The sequence below is a fragment of the Caulobacter sp. GW821-FHT12D05 genome, assembly GCF_058807295.1.
The window spans coordinates 58,470-74,873 of record NZ_JBXAQO010000006.1 but is presented as its reverse complement, the minus strand read 5'-3'; the positions used below and the strand labels follow the sequence as shown (position 1 = coordinate 74,873).

Annotated in this window: 17 protein-coding genes; 6 read left to right on the top strand and 11 right to left on the bottom strand. The window is 68.6% G+C overall.

Annotated features, from left to right (window positions below):
• Window positions 1-170: 170 nt before the first annotated feature.
• Genes AC1RRR_RS25245 through fliL form a run of 5 tightly spaced genes read right to left on the bottom strand, consistent with a single transcriptional unit; the run spans window position 171 to window position 6,255 of the window.
• Entirely contained in the window at window positions 171-3,032 is a 2,862-nt protein-coding gene (locus tag AC1RRR_RS25245) for a tetratricopeptide repeat protein (RefSeq protein WP_492817309.1), read from the bottom strand.
• A 9-nt stretch (window positions 3,033-3,041) separates the two neighbouring features.
• Window positions 3,042-3,860, bottom strand: a complete 819-nt coding sequence (locus tag AC1RRR_RS25240) for a MotE family protein (protein ID WP_492817307.1) — start codon at window positions 3,858-3,860, stop codon at window positions 3,042-3,044.
• Window positions 3,860-4,459, bottom strand: a complete 600-nt coding sequence (locus AC1RRR_RS25235; protein WP_492817305.1) for a DUF6468 domain-containing protein — start codon at window positions 4,457-4,459, stop codon at window positions 3,860-3,862. The genes AC1RRR_RS25240 and AC1RRR_RS25235 overlap by 1 nt, the downstream gene beginning before the upstream one ends.
• Window positions 4,456-5,601, bottom strand: a complete 1,146-nt coding sequence (gene fliM, locus AC1RRR_RS25230; protein ID WP_492817303.1) for a flagellar motor switch protein FliM — start codon at window positions 5,599-5,601, stop codon at window positions 4,456-4,458. Before fliM ends, AC1RRR_RS25235 begins: the two co-directional genes overlap by 4 nt.
• A gap of 27 nt (window positions 5,602-5,628) precedes the next feature.
• On the bottom strand, window positions 5,629-6,255 hold the full coding sequence (gene fliL / locus AC1RRR_RS25225) for a flagellar basal body-associated protein FliL (RefSeq protein WP_492817301.1): 627 nt from the start codon (window positions 6,253-6,255) through the stop codon (window positions 5,629-5,631).
• Between the two features lie 226 nt (window positions 6,256-6,481).
• Here fliL and flgF point away from each other — a divergent pair, with 226 nt between their 5' ends.
• The 5 genes from flgF to AC1RRR_RS25200 all read left to right on the top strand — a co-directional run bounded on the left by flgF (window position 6,482) and on the right by AC1RRR_RS25200 (window position 10,140).
• Window positions 6,482-7,219, top strand: coding sequence for a flagellar basal-body rod protein FlgF (gene flgF / locus AC1RRR_RS25220; protein WP_492817299.1), 738 nt, complete (start codon window positions 6,482-6,484; stop codon window positions 7,217-7,219).
• Window positions 7,220-7,232: 13 nt separating this feature from the next.
• Complete coding sequence (flgG, locus tag AC1RRR_RS25215; RefSeq protein ID WP_492817297.1) at window positions 7,233-8,021, top strand: flagellar basal-body rod protein FlgG; 789 nt, start codon at window positions 7,233-7,235, stop codon at window positions 8,019-8,021.
• 4 nt (window positions 8,022-8,025) lie between these two features.
• Complete coding sequence (flgA, locus tag AC1RRR_RS25210) at window positions 8,026-8,808, top strand: flagellar basal body P-ring formation chaperone FlgA (RefSeq protein WP_492817295.1); 783 nt, start codon at window positions 8,026-8,028, stop codon at window positions 8,806-8,808.
• Between the two features lie 14 nt (window positions 8,809-8,822).
• Window positions 8,823-9,557, top strand: a complete 735-nt coding sequence (gene flgH, locus AC1RRR_RS25205) for a flagellar basal body L-ring protein FlgH (protein WP_492817293.1) — start codon at window positions 8,823-8,825, stop codon at window positions 9,555-9,557.
• A gap of 115 nt (window positions 9,558-9,672) precedes the next feature.
• On the top strand, window positions 9,673-10,140 hold the full coding sequence (locus AC1RRR_RS25200; RefSeq protein WP_492817291.1) for a hypothetical protein: 468 nt from the start codon (window positions 9,673-9,675) through the stop codon (window positions 10,138-10,140).
• Here the strand turns inward: AC1RRR_RS25200 and dxs are convergent.
• The 6 genes from dxs to AC1RRR_RS25170 all read right to left on the bottom strand — a co-directional run bounded on the left by dxs (window position 10,137) and on the right by AC1RRR_RS25170 (window position 15,251).
• Window positions 10,137-12,059: a 1-deoxy-D-xylulose-5-phosphate synthase gene (dxs, locus tag AC1RRR_RS25195; RefSeq protein WP_492817289.1), complete on the bottom strand. Its 1,923-nt coding sequence runs from the start codon at window positions 12,057-12,059 to the stop codon at window positions 10,137-10,139. The genes AC1RRR_RS25200 and dxs overlap by 4 nt on opposite strands.
• 17 nt (window positions 12,060-12,076) lie before the next feature.
• Window positions 12,077-12,979, bottom strand: a complete 903-nt coding sequence (locus AC1RRR_RS25190; protein ID WP_492817287.1) for a polyprenyl synthetase family protein — start codon at window positions 12,977-12,979, stop codon at window positions 12,077-12,079.
• Entirely contained in the window at window positions 12,979-13,233 is a 255-nt protein-coding gene (locus tag AC1RRR_RS25185) for an exodeoxyribonuclease VII small subunit (protein WP_291870285.1), read from the bottom strand. The genes AC1RRR_RS25190 and AC1RRR_RS25185 overlap by 1 nt, the downstream gene beginning before the upstream one ends.
• Before the next feature lie 97 nt (window positions 13,234-13,330).
• Complete coding sequence (locus AC1RRR_RS25180; RefSeq protein ID WP_492817285.1) at window positions 13,331-14,011, bottom strand: histidine phosphatase family protein; 681 nt, start codon at window positions 14,009-14,011, stop codon at window positions 13,331-13,333.
• The gene (locus AC1RRR_RS25175) at window positions 13,986-14,906 is read right to left on the bottom strand and encodes a histone deacetylase family protein (protein ID WP_492817283.1); all 921 of its coding nucleotides are present in this window, start codon (window positions 14,904-14,906) and stop codon (window positions 13,986-13,988) included. The genes AC1RRR_RS25180 and AC1RRR_RS25175 overlap by 26 nt, the downstream gene beginning before the upstream one ends.
• 3 nt (window positions 14,907-14,909) lie before the next feature.
• Complete coding sequence (locus AC1RRR_RS25170; protein WP_492817281.1) at window positions 14,910-15,251, bottom strand: winged helix-turn-helix transcriptional regulator; 342 nt, start codon at window positions 15,249-15,251, stop codon at window positions 14,910-14,912.
• A gap of 120 nt (window positions 15,252-15,371) precedes the next feature.
• Between AC1RRR_RS25170 and AC1RRR_RS25165 the strand changes: the two genes are divergently transcribed.
• Complete coding sequence (locus AC1RRR_RS25165) at window positions 15,372-16,379, top strand: zinc-binding alcohol dehydrogenase family protein (protein ID WP_492817279.1); 1,008 nt, start codon at window positions 15,372-15,374, stop codon at window positions 16,377-16,379.
• Window positions 16,380-16,404 lie beyond the last annotated feature (25 nt).

Below are 16,404 nucleotides of genomic sequence, written 5' to 3'. Positions count from 1 at the left end.
TCCTCCCGTCATATGGGACGGTGAGCGGGCTCTAACTAGGCTAAACGTCTAGAGCCCGCCATAAGACCAATCGGGTTTTGCCGGGTGAATTTTCGGTGACGCAGGCGCGCTCAGAGGCGGGTCATGCCTCGAAGTTCAGCGAATTTAGCGCTTGAGCGAAACGCCCTGCCCTATCGGGCCCCGGCGGGCTTCCCGGTGCGGAATCGGTCCTTCATCCGGCCGATCCAGCCGTTGAAGGCCTCGTTGTCGGCGGTGACGCGGCTGAAGTCCGAGGCCGACAGCGATTCGACGCTCATGCCCTGCAGGGCCACACGCAGACCGTCGGGATTGCCGGCGCTGTCGACGAAACCGGACCAGCGCTGACGCAGGCGGGCCAGGGACTTGTCGTCGTCGGCCAGGCTGTAGGCGACGGCCGTGCGCAGCAGGCGGGCCTCGTCGCCGGGGCTGAGCGGTCCGGTGGTCTTGAAGCGGTCGCCCAGCGAGCGTTCGTACATCGCCCCGGCCAGCGGCCAGGCGTGCTGCTTCCAGGCGATCTCGGCGCGGATTTCCTGGCCGTCGCGGCTGTTGTCCTTCTCGATCAGCTCCAGGGCGTCGTCGTAACGCCCCAGGCTCATCAGGGCGCGGGCGGTAGCCAGGCGACGCTCGACGTTCAGGGCCGGCGGCAGGATGGTGGTCCGGGTCGCGTTGATGGTCTCCAGCGCGTCTTCCGGCTTCTTGTTCATCAGGTAGATCCAGGCCAGGTCGGTGGCGACCTGGGCCTTGGGCACGCCGTTCAGGCGGTTGTCGACCTGGTACTTGAGCAGCTTGGCGGCGTCGTCCAGCAGGTCGACATCGACCAGGCGGCGCACCAGGTTGCGGACCATCTGGTCTCCGTCGGCGCCGATCGGGGTCAGGTCCTGGAAGTCATAGAACAGGCCCACGGCCTGCACCGGCTGCATGCCGTCGGCCAGGCCTTGCAGGAACAGCTGCCGGAAGGTGTTCGACAGGTCGTTCTGCAGCGCCACCGCCTCGGGACGGTCGGGCAACTGGCGACCGGCCGAGCGCAGCACTTCCAGCGCCTCGCGATAGCGGCCTTGGTCGATATAGAGCTTGCCCAGCGCCCGGATGACTTCCAGTTCGACGCCGTCGCCGCGCCAGCGATAGCGCAGCTGGTTCAGGGTCTCGGCGGTCTTCTGGGCGGTGATCTGGCCCTTGGCGTAGCCCAGCTGGGTCGCGTGCAGGATGGCCGGCGTCGCCAGCCGGTCGATCGGCGCCTTCGCGATGGCTTCGAACATGCGGCGGGCGCGGACCTTCTCGCCCTTGGCTTCGAAGATGCGGGCCTGGGTCAGGCGGATGTCCAGCTGGTCGGGCACCGGCACCTTGGGCACGGCCAGGGCCTTGGTCACCAGCTGCATCGCGCCGGTCAGGTCGCCGACGCCCAGCGCCGCCTGGGCCTGGGCGTGCAGGAAGCGCGCGCGCCAGATCGGCGGGAACAGGTCCAGGGCTCGGCCGCCGCCTGCGAACTTGGCGCGCGCGTCGGCCCACTGGCCCTGCTTGGTCGAGATATAGCCGCGCCACAGGGCGCTGGACGGATCGTCGCTGAGCACCGGCGAGGAGAAGTCGGCGTCGGCCTCGGTCAGGCGGCCGGCCATCACCTTGGCCACGCCGCGCAGGCCGCGGAACTCCGCGTCACCCAGCAGGGTCTGGTGCTTGCGGCCCGCGGCGTTCAGCACGCCGATGGCCTCGAACGACATCTGCGAGCCGACCAGGAAGCGGGCCAGGGCCATGCGGGCGCCGGTGTCGCTGTCCTTGCCGTCGCCTTCCGGCGCGGCGGGAATGGCGCCTTGCAGGGCGTTGTAGCGGGTCAGGAAACCGCCCGAACCGGTCTTGGGCCAGTTGTCCAGGTCGATCAGGGCCGGCATCGACATCGGCTGCGGCGCGCCGGCGGCGGCCTCTTCCGGCGGGGTGTTGGCCGAGATCGGCGACAGGATCAGGCCCTTGGGCCGGCCGATGCGCAGCAGGTCGCCGTCAGCCTGCACCAGCAGGTCGGCGGCGTAGGTCTCGATGGCCAGACCCTGCACCGATTGCAGCAGCGCCATCTCGACATATTCGCGACGCGACGGCAGGCCCTTGGACGGGGCCAGGGCGGGGGCAACGATCATCTTGTCGCCGACGGCGGGGTCGGCGACCCAGACCGCCTTGGTCACGCCCGAGACGCTGGCCGACAGGGTCGCCGGGTGCACGCTCTCGTCGCGCGCGACCTTGATGATGTCGGGGCTTTCCTGCGAGCCGGGGCCCAGGCTGATCTTCCACAGACCACCCTGCCCTTCGGCCACATAGGGCTTGCCGGCCTGGGTGACGATGCGCAGGGCGCTGTAGTCGGCGCCCTTGAAGACCTGGAACTTGGAATAGCCGACGCTGGACGACGGCAGCTTGGAGGTGTCCAGGCGCGCGGGCGTATCGAACACGATCCAGACCGCTTCGCCGCGCCGGAACACGGCGGCCCCGGCCGGGGCGGCCCAGTTGAAGCTGAGCGTGACCTGCTGGTCCTGGCGCTCGAACTCGACCTTGACCACGCCGCCGGCGGGCATCGGGTTGGGACGGCCGATCGGCGCTGCGGCCTGGGCGCTCGTCTGGCTGGCCGGCGGCGCGCCCGGACGGGCGAAGATGTTGACGAAGTCGACCCCGTCGGCGTTGCCCAGACGCGCGTCGGCGTCGTCGGTCAGGGTCAGCACGATCTCGAGCACGCCGTTGACGTGGCGGGCTTCGGAGTTCTTCACCCAGCGCGGCGGCGCGATCTTCAGGCTGGAGAGATCGGGATTGGCGTCGCGGCTGAACCGCATGACCAGCGTCTGGCCCTCGCGGTGCGAGACCATCTTCGCGCCGCTGGCCCAGTGGAATTCGACCCGCGAGAAGTCAGCCGCCTGCGCCACGCGCACGTCCAGCGAGCCGCGCGCCGCGGGGGGCGGCGGCGCGGCGTAGCCGGACGGCGCCAGCGTGCCCGCGATGACCGCGGCGGCGACGCTGGAGCGCAGGAGCTGACGAAGGGTCATGGGCCTCCCTTAGCCGGCTTTTTTGGGCGCCGACTTGGCCTTAGGCGCCGCGGCGCCGGCCAGGCCGGCATCGGCCTGCTGCGTGGGAGCAGCAGCGCCAGGAGCGGCCGCAGCATTGTCGGCGATCGCGGCCTTGCCCTTCTCGACGGCCGGGTTGGCCATGCGCGAGGCCAGGCGCTCGGTCAGGATCTTGGCTTCGCCCGGCGCCATGTTGGCCAGGATCTGCGACAGAGCCCGTTCCTTCATCTTGGCGGCGATCGGCAGGCGAACCTCGTCCGACAGCAGGGTGATGCGGGCGGCGGCGTCCTTGGGCTTCATGCCCTGATAGACGGTGACCAGGCGATCGACCTCGGCCTGCTTCTGGTTGTCGACCTGGCCCAGCAGGCCCTGGATGTCGCCCTTCAGGCCCGTCAGGGACTTCATCTTGGCGTCCAGCTTGGCCTCGGCGGCGGCCAGCAGCTGCAGCTGGACGTCGATGTCCTGCTCGCGCTGGTCCAGCTGACCGCGACGGGCGCCCAGGCTTTGCAGCACGCGAAGTTCGGCGGGCGAGAGGCCGGCTTCCTTGGCCAGGGCGTCGGCCGACGGGGCGCAGACGCGGGGCGGCGGGGCGTTGGCGGCGGCCGGCTGGCCAGCGCCCTCGGCCGAAGCGGCCTCTTCACCGCCCTTAGCGGCGTCCTTCTTGCCATCCGGCTTGGCGACGCCTTCAGCAAAAGCCTTGGCCCCACCCAGCAGGTCGGGCAGCGACTTGGCGCCGGCCATGGCGTTGATCGCCAGGACGCCGCCGACGGCGACGCCGACCAGGGGGAGGATGCGAGGAACGTTCTTCATCAGCGGGGCGCTCTGGGGTTGCTTCCGGGACGCGAGCCATCGGTCGGTCCGTCGAAGAGGTCATCATCGATCCGCGCCCGTGAACGCGGGGTTTCGCGAGAGGCGCTGGGGCCTCCCAGGTTGGGGCGAGTGGCCGGCGGGAGACGGTCTTCCCGGTCCAGCAGGCGCTCGAAATCTTCAGCCTTCAGCCGGCGTTCCGCCTGAGGGGGGGCTTCCGGCTCGCGGCGGGTCAACGCCGGACGCTCGAAGCGCTCTTCGCTGACCGGACGCTCATCCAGGCGCTGGGGGCGTTCCGGACGCGCGGGCGTCGAGGCCGGCAGCGGACGGCTGGTCCGCTCTTCCAGCTGGGCCGCCAGGGCCTGGGCGCGCTCGATGCGCACCGCCAGGGTCTCGGCCGCCTCGTCGGTGGCCGCGCGCAGGTCGGCCAGGCCCTGCTCGGCGCGGGCCGCGGCCTGGTCCAGCTCGGTCACCGCCTTGGCGAAGCCCTCGTGGCTGTCGCGCAGGGCCTTCAGGCGACGCTCGAGACGCCAGCCGAAGACCAGCGCCGCGATCAGCAGCACCGCCAGGAACCCGTTCATGGCGAAGGCGATCAGGCTCATTTCAGCTTCTGCACGGCCTTCTTGGCGGCGGGCGTCAGCGGCGCCTCGGCCCGGATGGCGATCGAGTGGTTGCGACGGCCCATGCGGCCGCGCGTCAGCCGGATGGTCCCGGCGCGCAGCTCGACCAGGCTCTCGGGCGTGGCGTTCAGCATCAGCGTGTCGCCGACCTGCATGTTCAGCACGCGCGACAGCGGCACCTGCTGCTCGTCCAGCACGGCGCGAACCTCGGTCTGGGTGGTCCACAGCTCGGTGGCCAAGTGGCCTTCCCAGATGTTGTCGCGGCCGAACTTCTCACCCATGAACTGCTGCAGCAGCATCTTCCGGATGGGTTCCAGCGTGGCGTAGGGCAGCAAGAGCTCGATGCGGCCGCCGCGGTCTTCCATGTCGATGCGCAGCTTCACCAGGATCGCGGCGTTGGCCGGACGGGCGATGGCGGCGAAGCGCGGGTTGGTTTCCAGGCGGTCCAGCGAGAAACCGACCGGATGCAGGGGCTCGAAGGCGCTCTTCAGGTCCTGCAGCACCACCTCGATCATCCGCTGCACCAGCACGCGTTCGATCGTGGTGTAGGGACGGCCCTCGATGCGCATCGCGGCCGTACCGCGACGGCCGCCCAGCAGCACGTCGACGATCGAGTAGATCAGGTTGGAGTCGACCGTCAGCAGGCCGTAGTTGTCCAGCTCCTCGGCCCGGAACACGGCCAGGATGGCCGGCAGCGGGATCGAGTTCAGATAGTCGCCAAAGCGGATCGAGCTGATGTTGTCGAGGCTGACTTCGACGTTGTCCGACGTGAAGTTCCGCAGGGACGTCGTCATCAACCGCACCAGGCGGTCGAAGACGATTTCCAGCATCGGCAGGCGCTCGTACGAGACCAGCGCCGAGTTGATGATGGCGCGGATGCCCGTTCGGTCTTCGCCGCCGTCGCCGGAGAGATCGAAGCCCAGCAGGCTGTCGATCTCGTCCTGGTTCAGGATGCGCTCGGAGCCAGCCTCGCCGCCGCCGTCATCCCAGCCGCCCATGCCGCCGGAGAAGTCGCCGAACTCGTTGCCGCCGCCGCCAGCGTCGCCGCCGCCGTCGAAGGCCCCGGGGGGGTTCTGCGAGGCCCATTGGGCCATCGCGGCCTGATCGTCCAGTTCGTCCGCCATGTTTGTTCGCCCAACCAGCCCGAAGGCTTAGTTGATCAGCATCTCCTCGATGAGGACCGCATTCACCTTGGCCGGCGCGGCGACCAGGTTCACCCGGCGCAGCAGTTCGACCCGCAGTTGGAAAGTGCCCTGCGAACCATTCAGGTCCTCGGGGCGCAGCTCGCGCAGGAAGGTCTGGAACATGTCCTGCAGCCTGGGCAGATTCGGCGTCAGCGCCTCGGCCGTGTCCTCGTCGGGCAGCTCGAAGGTCAGCTTCAGCTTCAGGAAGGTCGACTTGCCGTCGGCCGTCTGCATGTTCACGACGATGTCGGGCAGCGTGTAGAAGACCACGCCGTCGGGGCCTTCCTTGATCACGGGCGCCGGACCGCCAGCAGCGGCAGCGCCGCCCTCGCCTTCCTTCTTCTCGCCGTGACCGCCCTTCTCTTCCTTCTTTTCCTTCTTCTCTTTCTTTTCCTTGCCGTGCTCGCCTTCAGCGGCGGCCTCCGGCTTGGGCTTCATCAGGAAGAAGGCCGCAGCGCCGCCGCCGCCCAGGACGAGGACGCCCGCGGCGATCGCGATGATCAGGATTGGCGGCTTCTTTTTCGCCGGGGCTTCGCCCTCGACGCCCTCTTCCCCTTCGGGAGCGGGAGCTTCCTTTTCCGGTTTCTTGGCCACGCGCGCGGTTCCTTGGAATCTATGCCCGTACACATGCGGGGGACATGGTTAACGATGTGTTTTGGCGGCCATTCTGTCGCAGGCTGAATCTGCCCGGCAGACTCCTCCCAACACCCCAGCGTTAACCTTCCTATTTGTTGATTTATAACGCGTTTTAGAGCTGGCACGAAGGTTGCTTCTGGGGATGCGGCGCATTTGTCGCGCCAGCCGCCCGAGTTAACTCGCCATGGACAACGCGCTTTATGTCGGCCTGTCGCGTCAGATGACGCTGCGCCGCCAGCTCGACATCGTGGCCAACAACATCGCCAACGCCAACACCACGGGCTTCAAGACCGAAGACCTGATGGTCGCCACCGAACAAGGCAAGCCGGCCAAGACCCTGGACGGCAAGGCCACGGTCAAGTTCGTGCTGGACACCGGCGTGGCCCGCGACTTCACACAAGGCGCCATGACCAAGACGGGCGGCGACTTGGACCTGGCGATCGAGGGCAACGGTTTCTTCCACGTCCAGGCGGGCGGCGCCGACCGCTACACCCGCGACGGCCGCTTCACCACCAACCCGGAAGGCCAGCTGGTCACCCAGGAAGGCGCCCTGGTCATGGACGACGGCGGCGGTCCGCTGACGATCGACCCGACGCTGGGCCCGGTCGCGATCGGCAAGGACGGCACGGTTTCGCAAGGCGCGGTCCGCGTCGGCCGCCTGGCCGTGGTCCGCCCCGACGACCTGGCCTCGATGGCCAAGGACGGCGACAACCTCTACCGCAACACCGCCAACACCACCCTGGCAGCCGCCCCTGACGCCCGCGTCCACCAGGGCATGCTGGAATCCTCGAACGTCCAGCCAGTCATCGAGATCACCAAGCTGATCGAGATCCAGCGCGCTTACGAGAGCGTCGCCAAGATGATGGACAACACCGCCGAACTCTCCCGCACCGCCGTCGATCGGCTGGGCAAAGTCAATTAAGGGACGCTAGCCGATGCAAGCTCTCCGCACCGCCGCTTCGGGCATGTCAGCGCAACAGCTGAACGTCGAAGTCATCTCGCACAACATCGCGAACATGAACACCGTGGGCTTCAAGCGCCAACGGGCCGAGTTCCAGGACCTGCTGTATCAGCAGGTGGAACGCGCCGGTTCGCAGTCGTCCAGCAACGGCAACATCGTCCCGACCGGCGTGCAGGTCGGCGGCGGCGTCAAGGCCGGCTCGGTCTATCGCATCACCGAGCAAGGCACCCCGACCCTGACCGACAACCCGCTGGACATCGCCATCCAGGGCAAGGGCTACCTGCCGATCCTGATGCCGTCGGGCGAGACGGCCTATACCCGCGCCGGCAACTTCTCGACCAACGACCAGGGCCAGATCGTCACCGAGGACGGCTACACCGTCCAGCCGGGCATCACGGTCCCGCAGAACGCCACCGACATCATCATCGGCAAGACCGGCCTGGTGCAGGTGAAGCTGGACGGCCAGACCCAGCCGCAGACCATCGGCCAGATCCAGCTCGCCAACTTCATGAACGAAGGCGGCCTGGAGCAGATCGGCGACAACCTGCTGCTGGAAACCTCCGCCTCGGGCGCGGCCACCCTCGCCGCCCCCGGCGAACCGGGCTTCGGCATGCTGATGCAGCACTACACCGAAGCCTCGAACGTCGACGCGGTGACCGAAATCACCTCGCTGATCACGGCCCAGCGCGCCTACGAGATGAACTCGAAGGTGATCACCACGGCCGACCAGATGCTCCAAGCCACCTCGCAGCTGCGGTCGTAAGCTCATGAAGACCCTCCTCTTCGCCGCCGCCGCCACGCTGGTCATCACCCTGCTGGGCGCCCCCGCCTTCGCCGGCACGCCGGTGTCCTTGCGCATGGACACCACCGACGCCGACGGCCGCATCACCCTGGGCGACCTGTTCGACGGCGTGTCCGGCCCGGCCGCCAACATGGTCGTCGCCGCCCGCATGGGCTCCACCGCCGTGCTCGACGCCGGCCAGGTGCAGGTCTCGGCCCGCCGCGCCGGCTTCGACTGGACCAACAGCAACGGCATCCGCCGCATCATCGTCCGCGAAGGCCTCGACAACGGCGGCGTCTCGGCGGGCGCTGGCGGCGCTTCGGCCTCGGCCGCGCGCGGCAATGTGGAAGTTCTTGCCTATGCCCGCAGCATGATGGCCGGCGAAATCGTCCAGCCGCAGGACCTGATCTACGTGAAGATGGCCGGCGCCCCGGTCGACGCCCCGCGCGACTCCGACGCCGTCATCGGCCTGGCGGCCAAGCGCCCCCTGCGTGAAGGCACCGCGGTCTCCCTGCGCGATGTTGCCGCAGCCCAGGTCATCAAGAGCGGCGACCTGGTCACCATCACCTATGACGAAGGCGGAATTTCCCTTTCGCTTCAAGGCAAAGCGATGGCCGCCGCCGCCACGGGCGACGTCTTCGCCGTCCAGAACACGCTCTCCAAGAAGGTCATTCAGGCTGTCGCCACCGGTCCCGGTAGCGCCGCCGTGGGTCCGCAGGCCCGGAGCTTGCAAGCCCGTTCGCAACCCGTCCGTTTCGCCGCTCGCTAAGAGGTAGCTCACCCATGCGTCGCCCCGTCATCATCGCCGCCGCCGTCCTGCTGGCCCCGCTGGCTGCCTGCTCCACCGTCCAAGAAGCCGTGAAGGGCCCGAACCTGGCTCCCGTCGGCTACCCGGCCGAACTGGCCCCGATGCAGCAGCAATATGTCTCGGCCCGCGAGCCCTCGCCGCAAGCCGCCTCGGCCAACTCGCTATGGCGCGTCGGCGCCCGCGCCTTCTTCAACGACCAGCGCGCCAGCCGCGTCGGCGACATCCTGACCGTGATGATCGACATCGACGACAGCGCCAGCACCAAGAACCAGACCGCGTCCTCGCGCACCTCGAACATGAAGGCCGGCATCCCCAACCTGCTGGGCCTGGAATCGAGCCTGGGCAAGGTGCTGCCGGGCGGCTTCGACCCGGCCAACGCCCTGAACACCAACTCGGCCACCACCAATGCCGGCGCCGGCAGCGTCCAGCGCTCGGAAAAGATCAGCCTGACGATCGCCGCCGTGGTCAGCCAGGTCCTGCCGAACGGCAACATGGTCATCCAGGGCACCCAGGAAGTCCGCACCAACGCCGAGCTGCGCCAGCTGACCGTGGCCGGCATCGTGCGCCCCGAGGACATCTCCTCGGCCAACACCATCAAGCACACGCAGATCGCCGAAGCCCGCATCAGCTACGGCGGCCGCGGCGACATCAGCCGCGTGCAGAAGACCCCGGCCGGCCAGTCGCTGGTCGAGAAGTTCTCGCCCTTCTAAGCGAGACGCAGCGTAACGCCTGAACGGGCGCGGCGGCTTTGAGCCTCCGCGCCCGATTTCGTTTCAGGAGCCATTCAGGTCCCCGCTGCGTTGATCGAGCGAGGAGGACCTTCCCATGGCGTCCCGTATCGCCCTCGCCGCTCTCGCAATGCTGACCGCAGGCCTGGCCGGCTGCGCGCACGAGAAGGTCGCCGTGAACGGTTATCGCTGGGCCTATCTGGAAGCCCAGCAGGAAGCGCCGCGCCTGGCCTATGGCCGCCCGAACAGCGATGACGTGGTGCTGATGATCAGCTGCCGGCCCGGCCAGGACCAGGTGGACGTCTCGGCCGTCGGCCTGTCGGGCGGCGAGATCGTCCTGGCCTCCGGCCGCACGGAAAGCCGCTTCGCCGCCGCCAAGGTCGACAACGCCATGGGCGACGGCGGCCTGCTGGAAGCGCGCGGCAAGGCCAGCGCCCCGGCTCTGGCGGGTTTCAGGAAATCAGGCGATCTGGCCCTGCTCACCAAAGGCGAGCGCCACAACCTGGCGGCAGGTTCTGCCGACCAGGGTCACGTGAAGGCGTTCTTCAAGGCCTGCGAGGCCTAAGCCCTGCGGCCAGCTCCCGCCGCGCTGACATTGTCCATGCCCAGGGCCGACAACGCGCCGCGCAGGATGCCGTCGGCGTCGAGGCCGGCTTGGGCGTACATGGCGTCGGGCTTGTCCTGGTCCTGGAAGACGTCGGGCAGGCACAGGGTGCGGACCTTCAGGCCGCGATCGAAGGCGCCGTGCTCGGCCAGGGCCTGCAGCACGAAACCGCCGAAGCCGCCCATGGCCCCCTCTTCCACCGTGATCAGCGCCTCGTGCTCGCGCGCCAGGCGCAGCAGCAGGTCGATGTCCAGCGGCTTGGCGAAGCGGGCGTCGCAGACCGTGGCCGAGAGGCCACGCGCGGCCAGCAGATCAGCGGCCTTCAGGCTCTCGGCCAGGCGCGTGCCGAACGAGACGATGGCGACGCTGGTCCCCTCGCGGACGATGCGGCCCTTGCCGATCTCCAGCGGGTCGACTTGCGCCGGCATTTCCAGGCCCAGGCCCTCGCCGCGCGGATAGCGGAAAGCCGAAGGGCGGTCGTCGATGGCGGCGGCGGTGGCGACCATGCGGGCCAGCTCGACCTCGTCGGCGGCGGCCATCAGCACCATGCCGGGCAGAGCGCCCATGAAGCCGATGTCGAAGCTGCCGGCGTGAGTCGGGCCGTCGGCGCCGACCAGACCGGCGCGGTCCATGGCGAAGCGCACCGGCAGGCCCTGGATGGCCACGTCGTGCACCACCTGGTCATAGCCGCGCTGCAGGAAGGTCGAATAGATGGCCGTGAACGGCTTCATGCCGTCGGCGGCGAGGCCGGCGGCGAAGGTCACCGCATGCTGCTCGGCGATGCCGACGTCGAAGGTGCGCTGCGGGAACGCCTTGCCGAACAGGTCCAGGCCCGTGCCGGACGGCATGGCGGCGGTGATGGCGACGATCTTGTCGTCCTTCTCCGCCTGCTTGATCAGTTCCTGGGCGAAAACCTTGGTGTAGCTGGGCGGGCCGGCGGCCGCCTTCTGCTGCTGGCCGGTGACCACGTCGAACTTGGCCACGGCGTGCAGCTTGTCGGCCGCGCCCTCGGCCGGGGCGTAGCCCTTCCCTTTTTGCGTGACGCAGTGGACCAGCACCGGCTTGTCGCCGAAGGCCTTGACGTTCTTGAGCACGCTGACCAGGGCGTCCATGTCGTGGCCGTCGATCGGGCCGACATAGTGGAAGCCCAGCTCCTCGAAGAAGGTGCCGCCGGTGACCATGCCCCGGGCATATTCTTCCGCCTTGCGAGCGGCTTCGCGCATCGGGGTCGGCAGCTTTTCGACGACGGTCTTGCCCAGCTTGCGCACCGAGCGGTAGGCGCCGCCCGAGACCAGGTTGGCGAGATAGGCGCTCATGCCGCCCACCGGCGGGGCGATCGACATGTCGTTGTCGTTGAGGATGACGATCAGGCGCTTGGTGGTGTCGGTGGCCGCGTTCATCGCCTCATAGGCCATGCCCGCGCCCAGCGAGCCGTCGCCGATCACGGCGATGACGCTGTTGTCTTCACCCTTGGCGTCGCGCGCGGCGCAGAAGCCCAGCGCGGCCGAGATCGAGGTCGAGGCGTGGGCCGCGCCGAACGGGTCGTATTCGCTCTCGGCCCGCTTGGTGAAGCCCGACAGACCACCGCCCTGGCGCAGCGTCTTGATGCGATCACGGCGGCCGGTGAGGATCTTGTGCGGATAGGCCTGGTGGCCGACGTCCCAGATGACGATGTCCTTGGGCGTCTCGAACACGTGATGCAGGGCCACGGTCATCTCGACCACGCCCAGGCCCGCGCCCAGGTGTCCGCCCGTCACCGACACCGCGTCGATCATCTCGGCCCGGACCTCGGCCGCGAGCTGTTTCAGCTCGGGTACGGAGAGCCCGCGCGTGTCGGCCGGCGAAGCAATCGAGTCGAGCAGTGGCGTTTTGGAAGACATGTTTGACAAAAGCGCGGTCAGTTGCGGCGGTCCAGCACGAAATCAACGCTTTCGCGCAGATGTTCGGCTCGTTCGCCAAAGATTTCGAGATGGGAACGGGTCTGGTCGGCAAGAAGCGCCACGCGCTCTTTCGCCGCGTCCAGCCCCAGCAGGGTGACGTAGTTGGCCTTGCCCATGGCGGCGTCCTTGCCGCCCGTGGCCTTGCCCATGGTCTCGGGATCACCCTCGGCGTCCAGGATGTCGTCGACGATCTGGTAGGCCAGGCCCAGATCCTGGGCGAAGGCCATCAGGGCGGCGCGCTCGGCGTCCTTGGCGCGGGCGATGATCAGCGGGATCTCGAAGGCGAAGGCGATCAGAGCGCCGGTCTTCAGGCGCTGCATGCGCGCCACCGCGCCCAGGTCGTCGCGGACCCCAAGAATGTCGATCATCTGGCCGCCGGCCATGCCGCGCGCGCCCGAGGCGATGGCCAGCTTGCGCACCAGCTCCGAGCGGACATGGCCGTCGTCGTGGGTGTCGGGGTGGGCCATGATCTCGAAGGCCGCCGTCTGCAGGGCGTCGCCCGCGAGGATGGCGGTGGCCTCGTCATACTGCTTGTGCACGGTCGGACGGCCGCGGCGGACGTCGTCGTCGTCCATGGCCGGCAGGTCGTCGTGGACCAGGCTGTAGGCGTGGATGCACTCCAGCGCGCAGGCCGCGCGCAGCACCGGCCGCTCGGGCAGATCGAACATCTTGCCGGTCTCGAGCGCGAAGAACGGGCGCAGGCGCTTGCCCGGCCCCAGCGCCGCGTAGCGCATGGCCTCGGTCAGGCGGGTCTCAGGGCCTTCGGCGCGCGGCAGCAGTTCGTCCAGCGCCACGGTGACGATGTCGGCCGCCTGGACGATCCGCCTGGCCAGATCGTTTTCCGGACGCGGGGCCGCCATCAGTTGAACTCAGCCGCTTCGGCCGAAACGGCGCCGCCCTGACCCAGGACGATCTTCTCGACCTTGAGGCGCGCGGCCTCCAGCTTCTTCTCGCAGTGGGCCTTCAGGGCCGCGCCGCGTTCGTAGATGTCGATCGAACGCTCCAGCGGCGCCTGGCCCGACTCCAGTTCGGCCACGATCCGCTCCAGCTGCGCCAGGGCTTCCTCGAAGCTCAGGGCGGAGATGTCTGCGGGGGCGTTAACGGCGTCGGTCATTTCAACTCTCAGGTGAACAGGCGTCAGCCTAGTGTCCCTGGCCGATGCGAGCAACGGCCTAGAGCCAAGGCGTGGTTAAGGGAAGAGGGTTTTGAGATCAGGCGCGACGGAAGCGCTTGATGCTCCAGTAGGCGTGGCCTTCGTCGACCAATTTCGTCAGGCCGCGCTGCTTCAGCGCGTCGGCGATCATCCAGTTGAAGAAGCCGTGGGCCACCACCAGCACATCCTGGCCCTGGTCCGACAGCTCGACCAGCAGGTCGGCGGCCTTGCCGGCCCGGACTTCGGCCTCGGCGCGAGTCTCCTGGCCGCCGTGGTTGTTGAAGAACCACCACCAGAAGCGGGCGAAGAACCCCAAGCGCTTGGGCGACATCTTCAGCCACAGAGGCCAGGGCGGCGGCGGCAGCGGGGCCTCGATAAAGGTCGGGTCGGTGGCGAAGGCCCGGCCGCCGGTCACCGCCTGGGCCGTCTCGATGGCGCGGCGGCGGGTCGAGGCGATCAGAACGTCGGCGTCGCGGGCGATCTGGATCAGCTGGTCCGGCGGGGTCTGGCCCTCTTTGAGGCCGCCCACTTCGTAGCGCGCCCACCAGTCACCATATTCAGGCGCGTTGAGCTTGACCTTGCGCGACAGGGCGGGTTCGCCGTGGCGGGCCAGGGTGATGGTCCCCGACTTTACGGGCAGGGACGCTTGGTCGGCGGTGGTCACGTCGGCCATATTGTAGAGAAGTCGATCGGCGAGTGGCCGTTCCGTCTTCTCACCCCTCCTGAAGAGCGCGCACATGCGCGGCGGCGGATCGCCCCAGCGCCTGGAGGTCGTAACCGCCCTCGAGCGAGGACACAACCCGCCCCTTGGCCCGCGCGTTGGCCACCGAGACGATCGCCCGGGTCGCCCAGGCAAAATCGTCCTCCTCCAGGCTCTGGGCCGACAGCGGATCGCGGACGTGGGCGTCGAAGCCGGCCGAGACGATGACCAACTCGGGCGCGAAGGCGTCGACCTTGTCCATCAGCCCCTCGAATCGCGACCGCCAGGTCTCGCGCGGCGCATGCGGGGCCACGATGGCGTTGGCGATGTTGCCCACGCCCCGCTCCGACGGATCGCCGGTGCCGGGATACAGCGGCGACTGGTGGATCGAAGCGAAGAACACCGTCGGGTCGTTCTCGAACACCGCTTGCGTGCCGTTGCCGTGGTGGACGTCGAAATCGACGATCGCCACTCGCTTCAACCCGGCCGCCTGGGCCGCGCGGGCCGCCACGGCGACGTTGGAGAACATGCAAAAGCCCATGGCCGTGCCGGGTTCCGCGTGGTGGCCTGGCGGGCGGACGGCGCAGAAAGCGCGCTCGGTCTCGCCCGTGGCCACGGCGCGCACGGCCGCCGCGCAGGCCCCGGCCGCCCGGCGCGCGGCCAGCAGGCTGCCGGTCGACATCACCGTGTCGGGATCCAGCGCCCGGCGGCCGCTGCTGGGCGCGGCGGCGAAGACGGCCTCGACGAAGGCTTTGGGGTGCACCCGCAGCAGGTCCTCGACATCGACCAGCGGCGCGTCCTGCGGTTCCTGCTCCAGGTTCGGATCATCGTTCAGGGCGTCGATCACCGCCCGCAGGCGCTGGGGGCTCTCCACGTGGCCGTCGCCCGGCTGGTGGTCCAGCATGTCGAGGTGGGTGTAGAGCGCCAGGGTCATCGGTCAGCAGGCCTCTCGCTCGGGCTCGGTCGCCAAGCCTAGCACATTGGCGTCGCCCCAGGCCTTCAGCGCGCAGATCACCGGCTCCAGGCTCTTGCCCTTGGTCGACAGCGAATACTCCACGCGCGGCGGCACCTCGGCATAGACGGTGCGGATGATCAGGCCGTCGGCCTCCAGCTCGCGTAGCTGCTTGGTCAGCATGCGCTGGGTCACCGCGCCCAGCTTCCGCGCCAGGGCGTTGAAGCGCATGCGGCCGCTCATCAGGTGGAACAGGATCACGCCCTTCCACTTGCCGTCGATCAGGCCCAGCGCCGCCTCGACGCCGCACTCCTTGGGATCGTCCATAGCCGCCTCACGGTATACAAACGGGTACTACATACAGAAAATGACCGTACTTGCGAAGATCGTATCGTGGAGCGATCTCCCTGCAGCGGTTCGAAACCGCCCATCTTTCTGGAGACCATCATGAAGATCGTCGGCTTCCGCGAGCTCAAGCCCGCCACCGATCCCACCGCCCTGCTCGACCTGGAAGCGCCCGATCCCGTGGCGACCGGCCACGACATCCTGGTGCGAGTGAAGGCCGTCTCGGTGAACCCTGTCGACACCAAGGTCCGCAGCCGCGCCCAGCCCGCCGACGGTGAAGTCCGCATCCTGGGCTACGACGCCGCCGGCGTGGTCGAGGCGGTCGGCGAGGCCGTCACCCTGTTTTCGCCCGGCGATGAGGTGTTCTACGCCGGCGCCATCCACCGCCCAGGCTCGAACGCCGAACTGCATCTGGTCGACGAGCGCATCGTCGGCAAGAAGCCCAAGACCCTGGACTTTGCCCAGGCCGCCGCCATGCCGCTGACCTTCATCACCGCCTGGGAGCTGCTGTTCGACCGCCTGGGCGTGGCCCGCGACGGCGGCGAAGGCCAGAGCCTGGTGATCATCGGCGGGGCCGGCGGCGTCGGCTCGGCCTTGATCCAACTGGCCCGCAAGCTGACCAAGCTGAACGTCGTGGCCAGCGCCTCGCGTGACGAGACCCGCCAGTGGGTCGAGGGCTTGGGCGCGCACCAGGTGTTCGACCACACCAAGCCGCTGGCCGACGAACTGGCGCGCCTGGGCCTGGAGGCCCCGGCCTATATCGCCGTACTGACCCACAGCGCCGAGCACTTCCCGCAGGTCGTCGAAGCCATAGCCCTGCAGGGCAAGATCGGCGTCATCGAGGCCGACGGCGACCTCAACATCCGGCCGCTGCAGCTGAAGGCCGCCTCGATCCACTGGGAATATATGTTCGCCCGGCCGCAAGGCACGCCGGACATGATCGAGCAGCACAGGCTGCTCACCGAGGTCGCGGACCTGGTCGACCAGGGCGTGTTGCGCACCACCCTCACCCAGGTAGTCGGCAAGATCCGCGCGGCCGACCTCTTGGAAGCCCATCGCATCGTCGAGAGCGCCCGCACCATCGGCAAGGTGGCGCTGGAAGGCTTCTGATTGAAGGGTCCGGTCATGGCGGCTA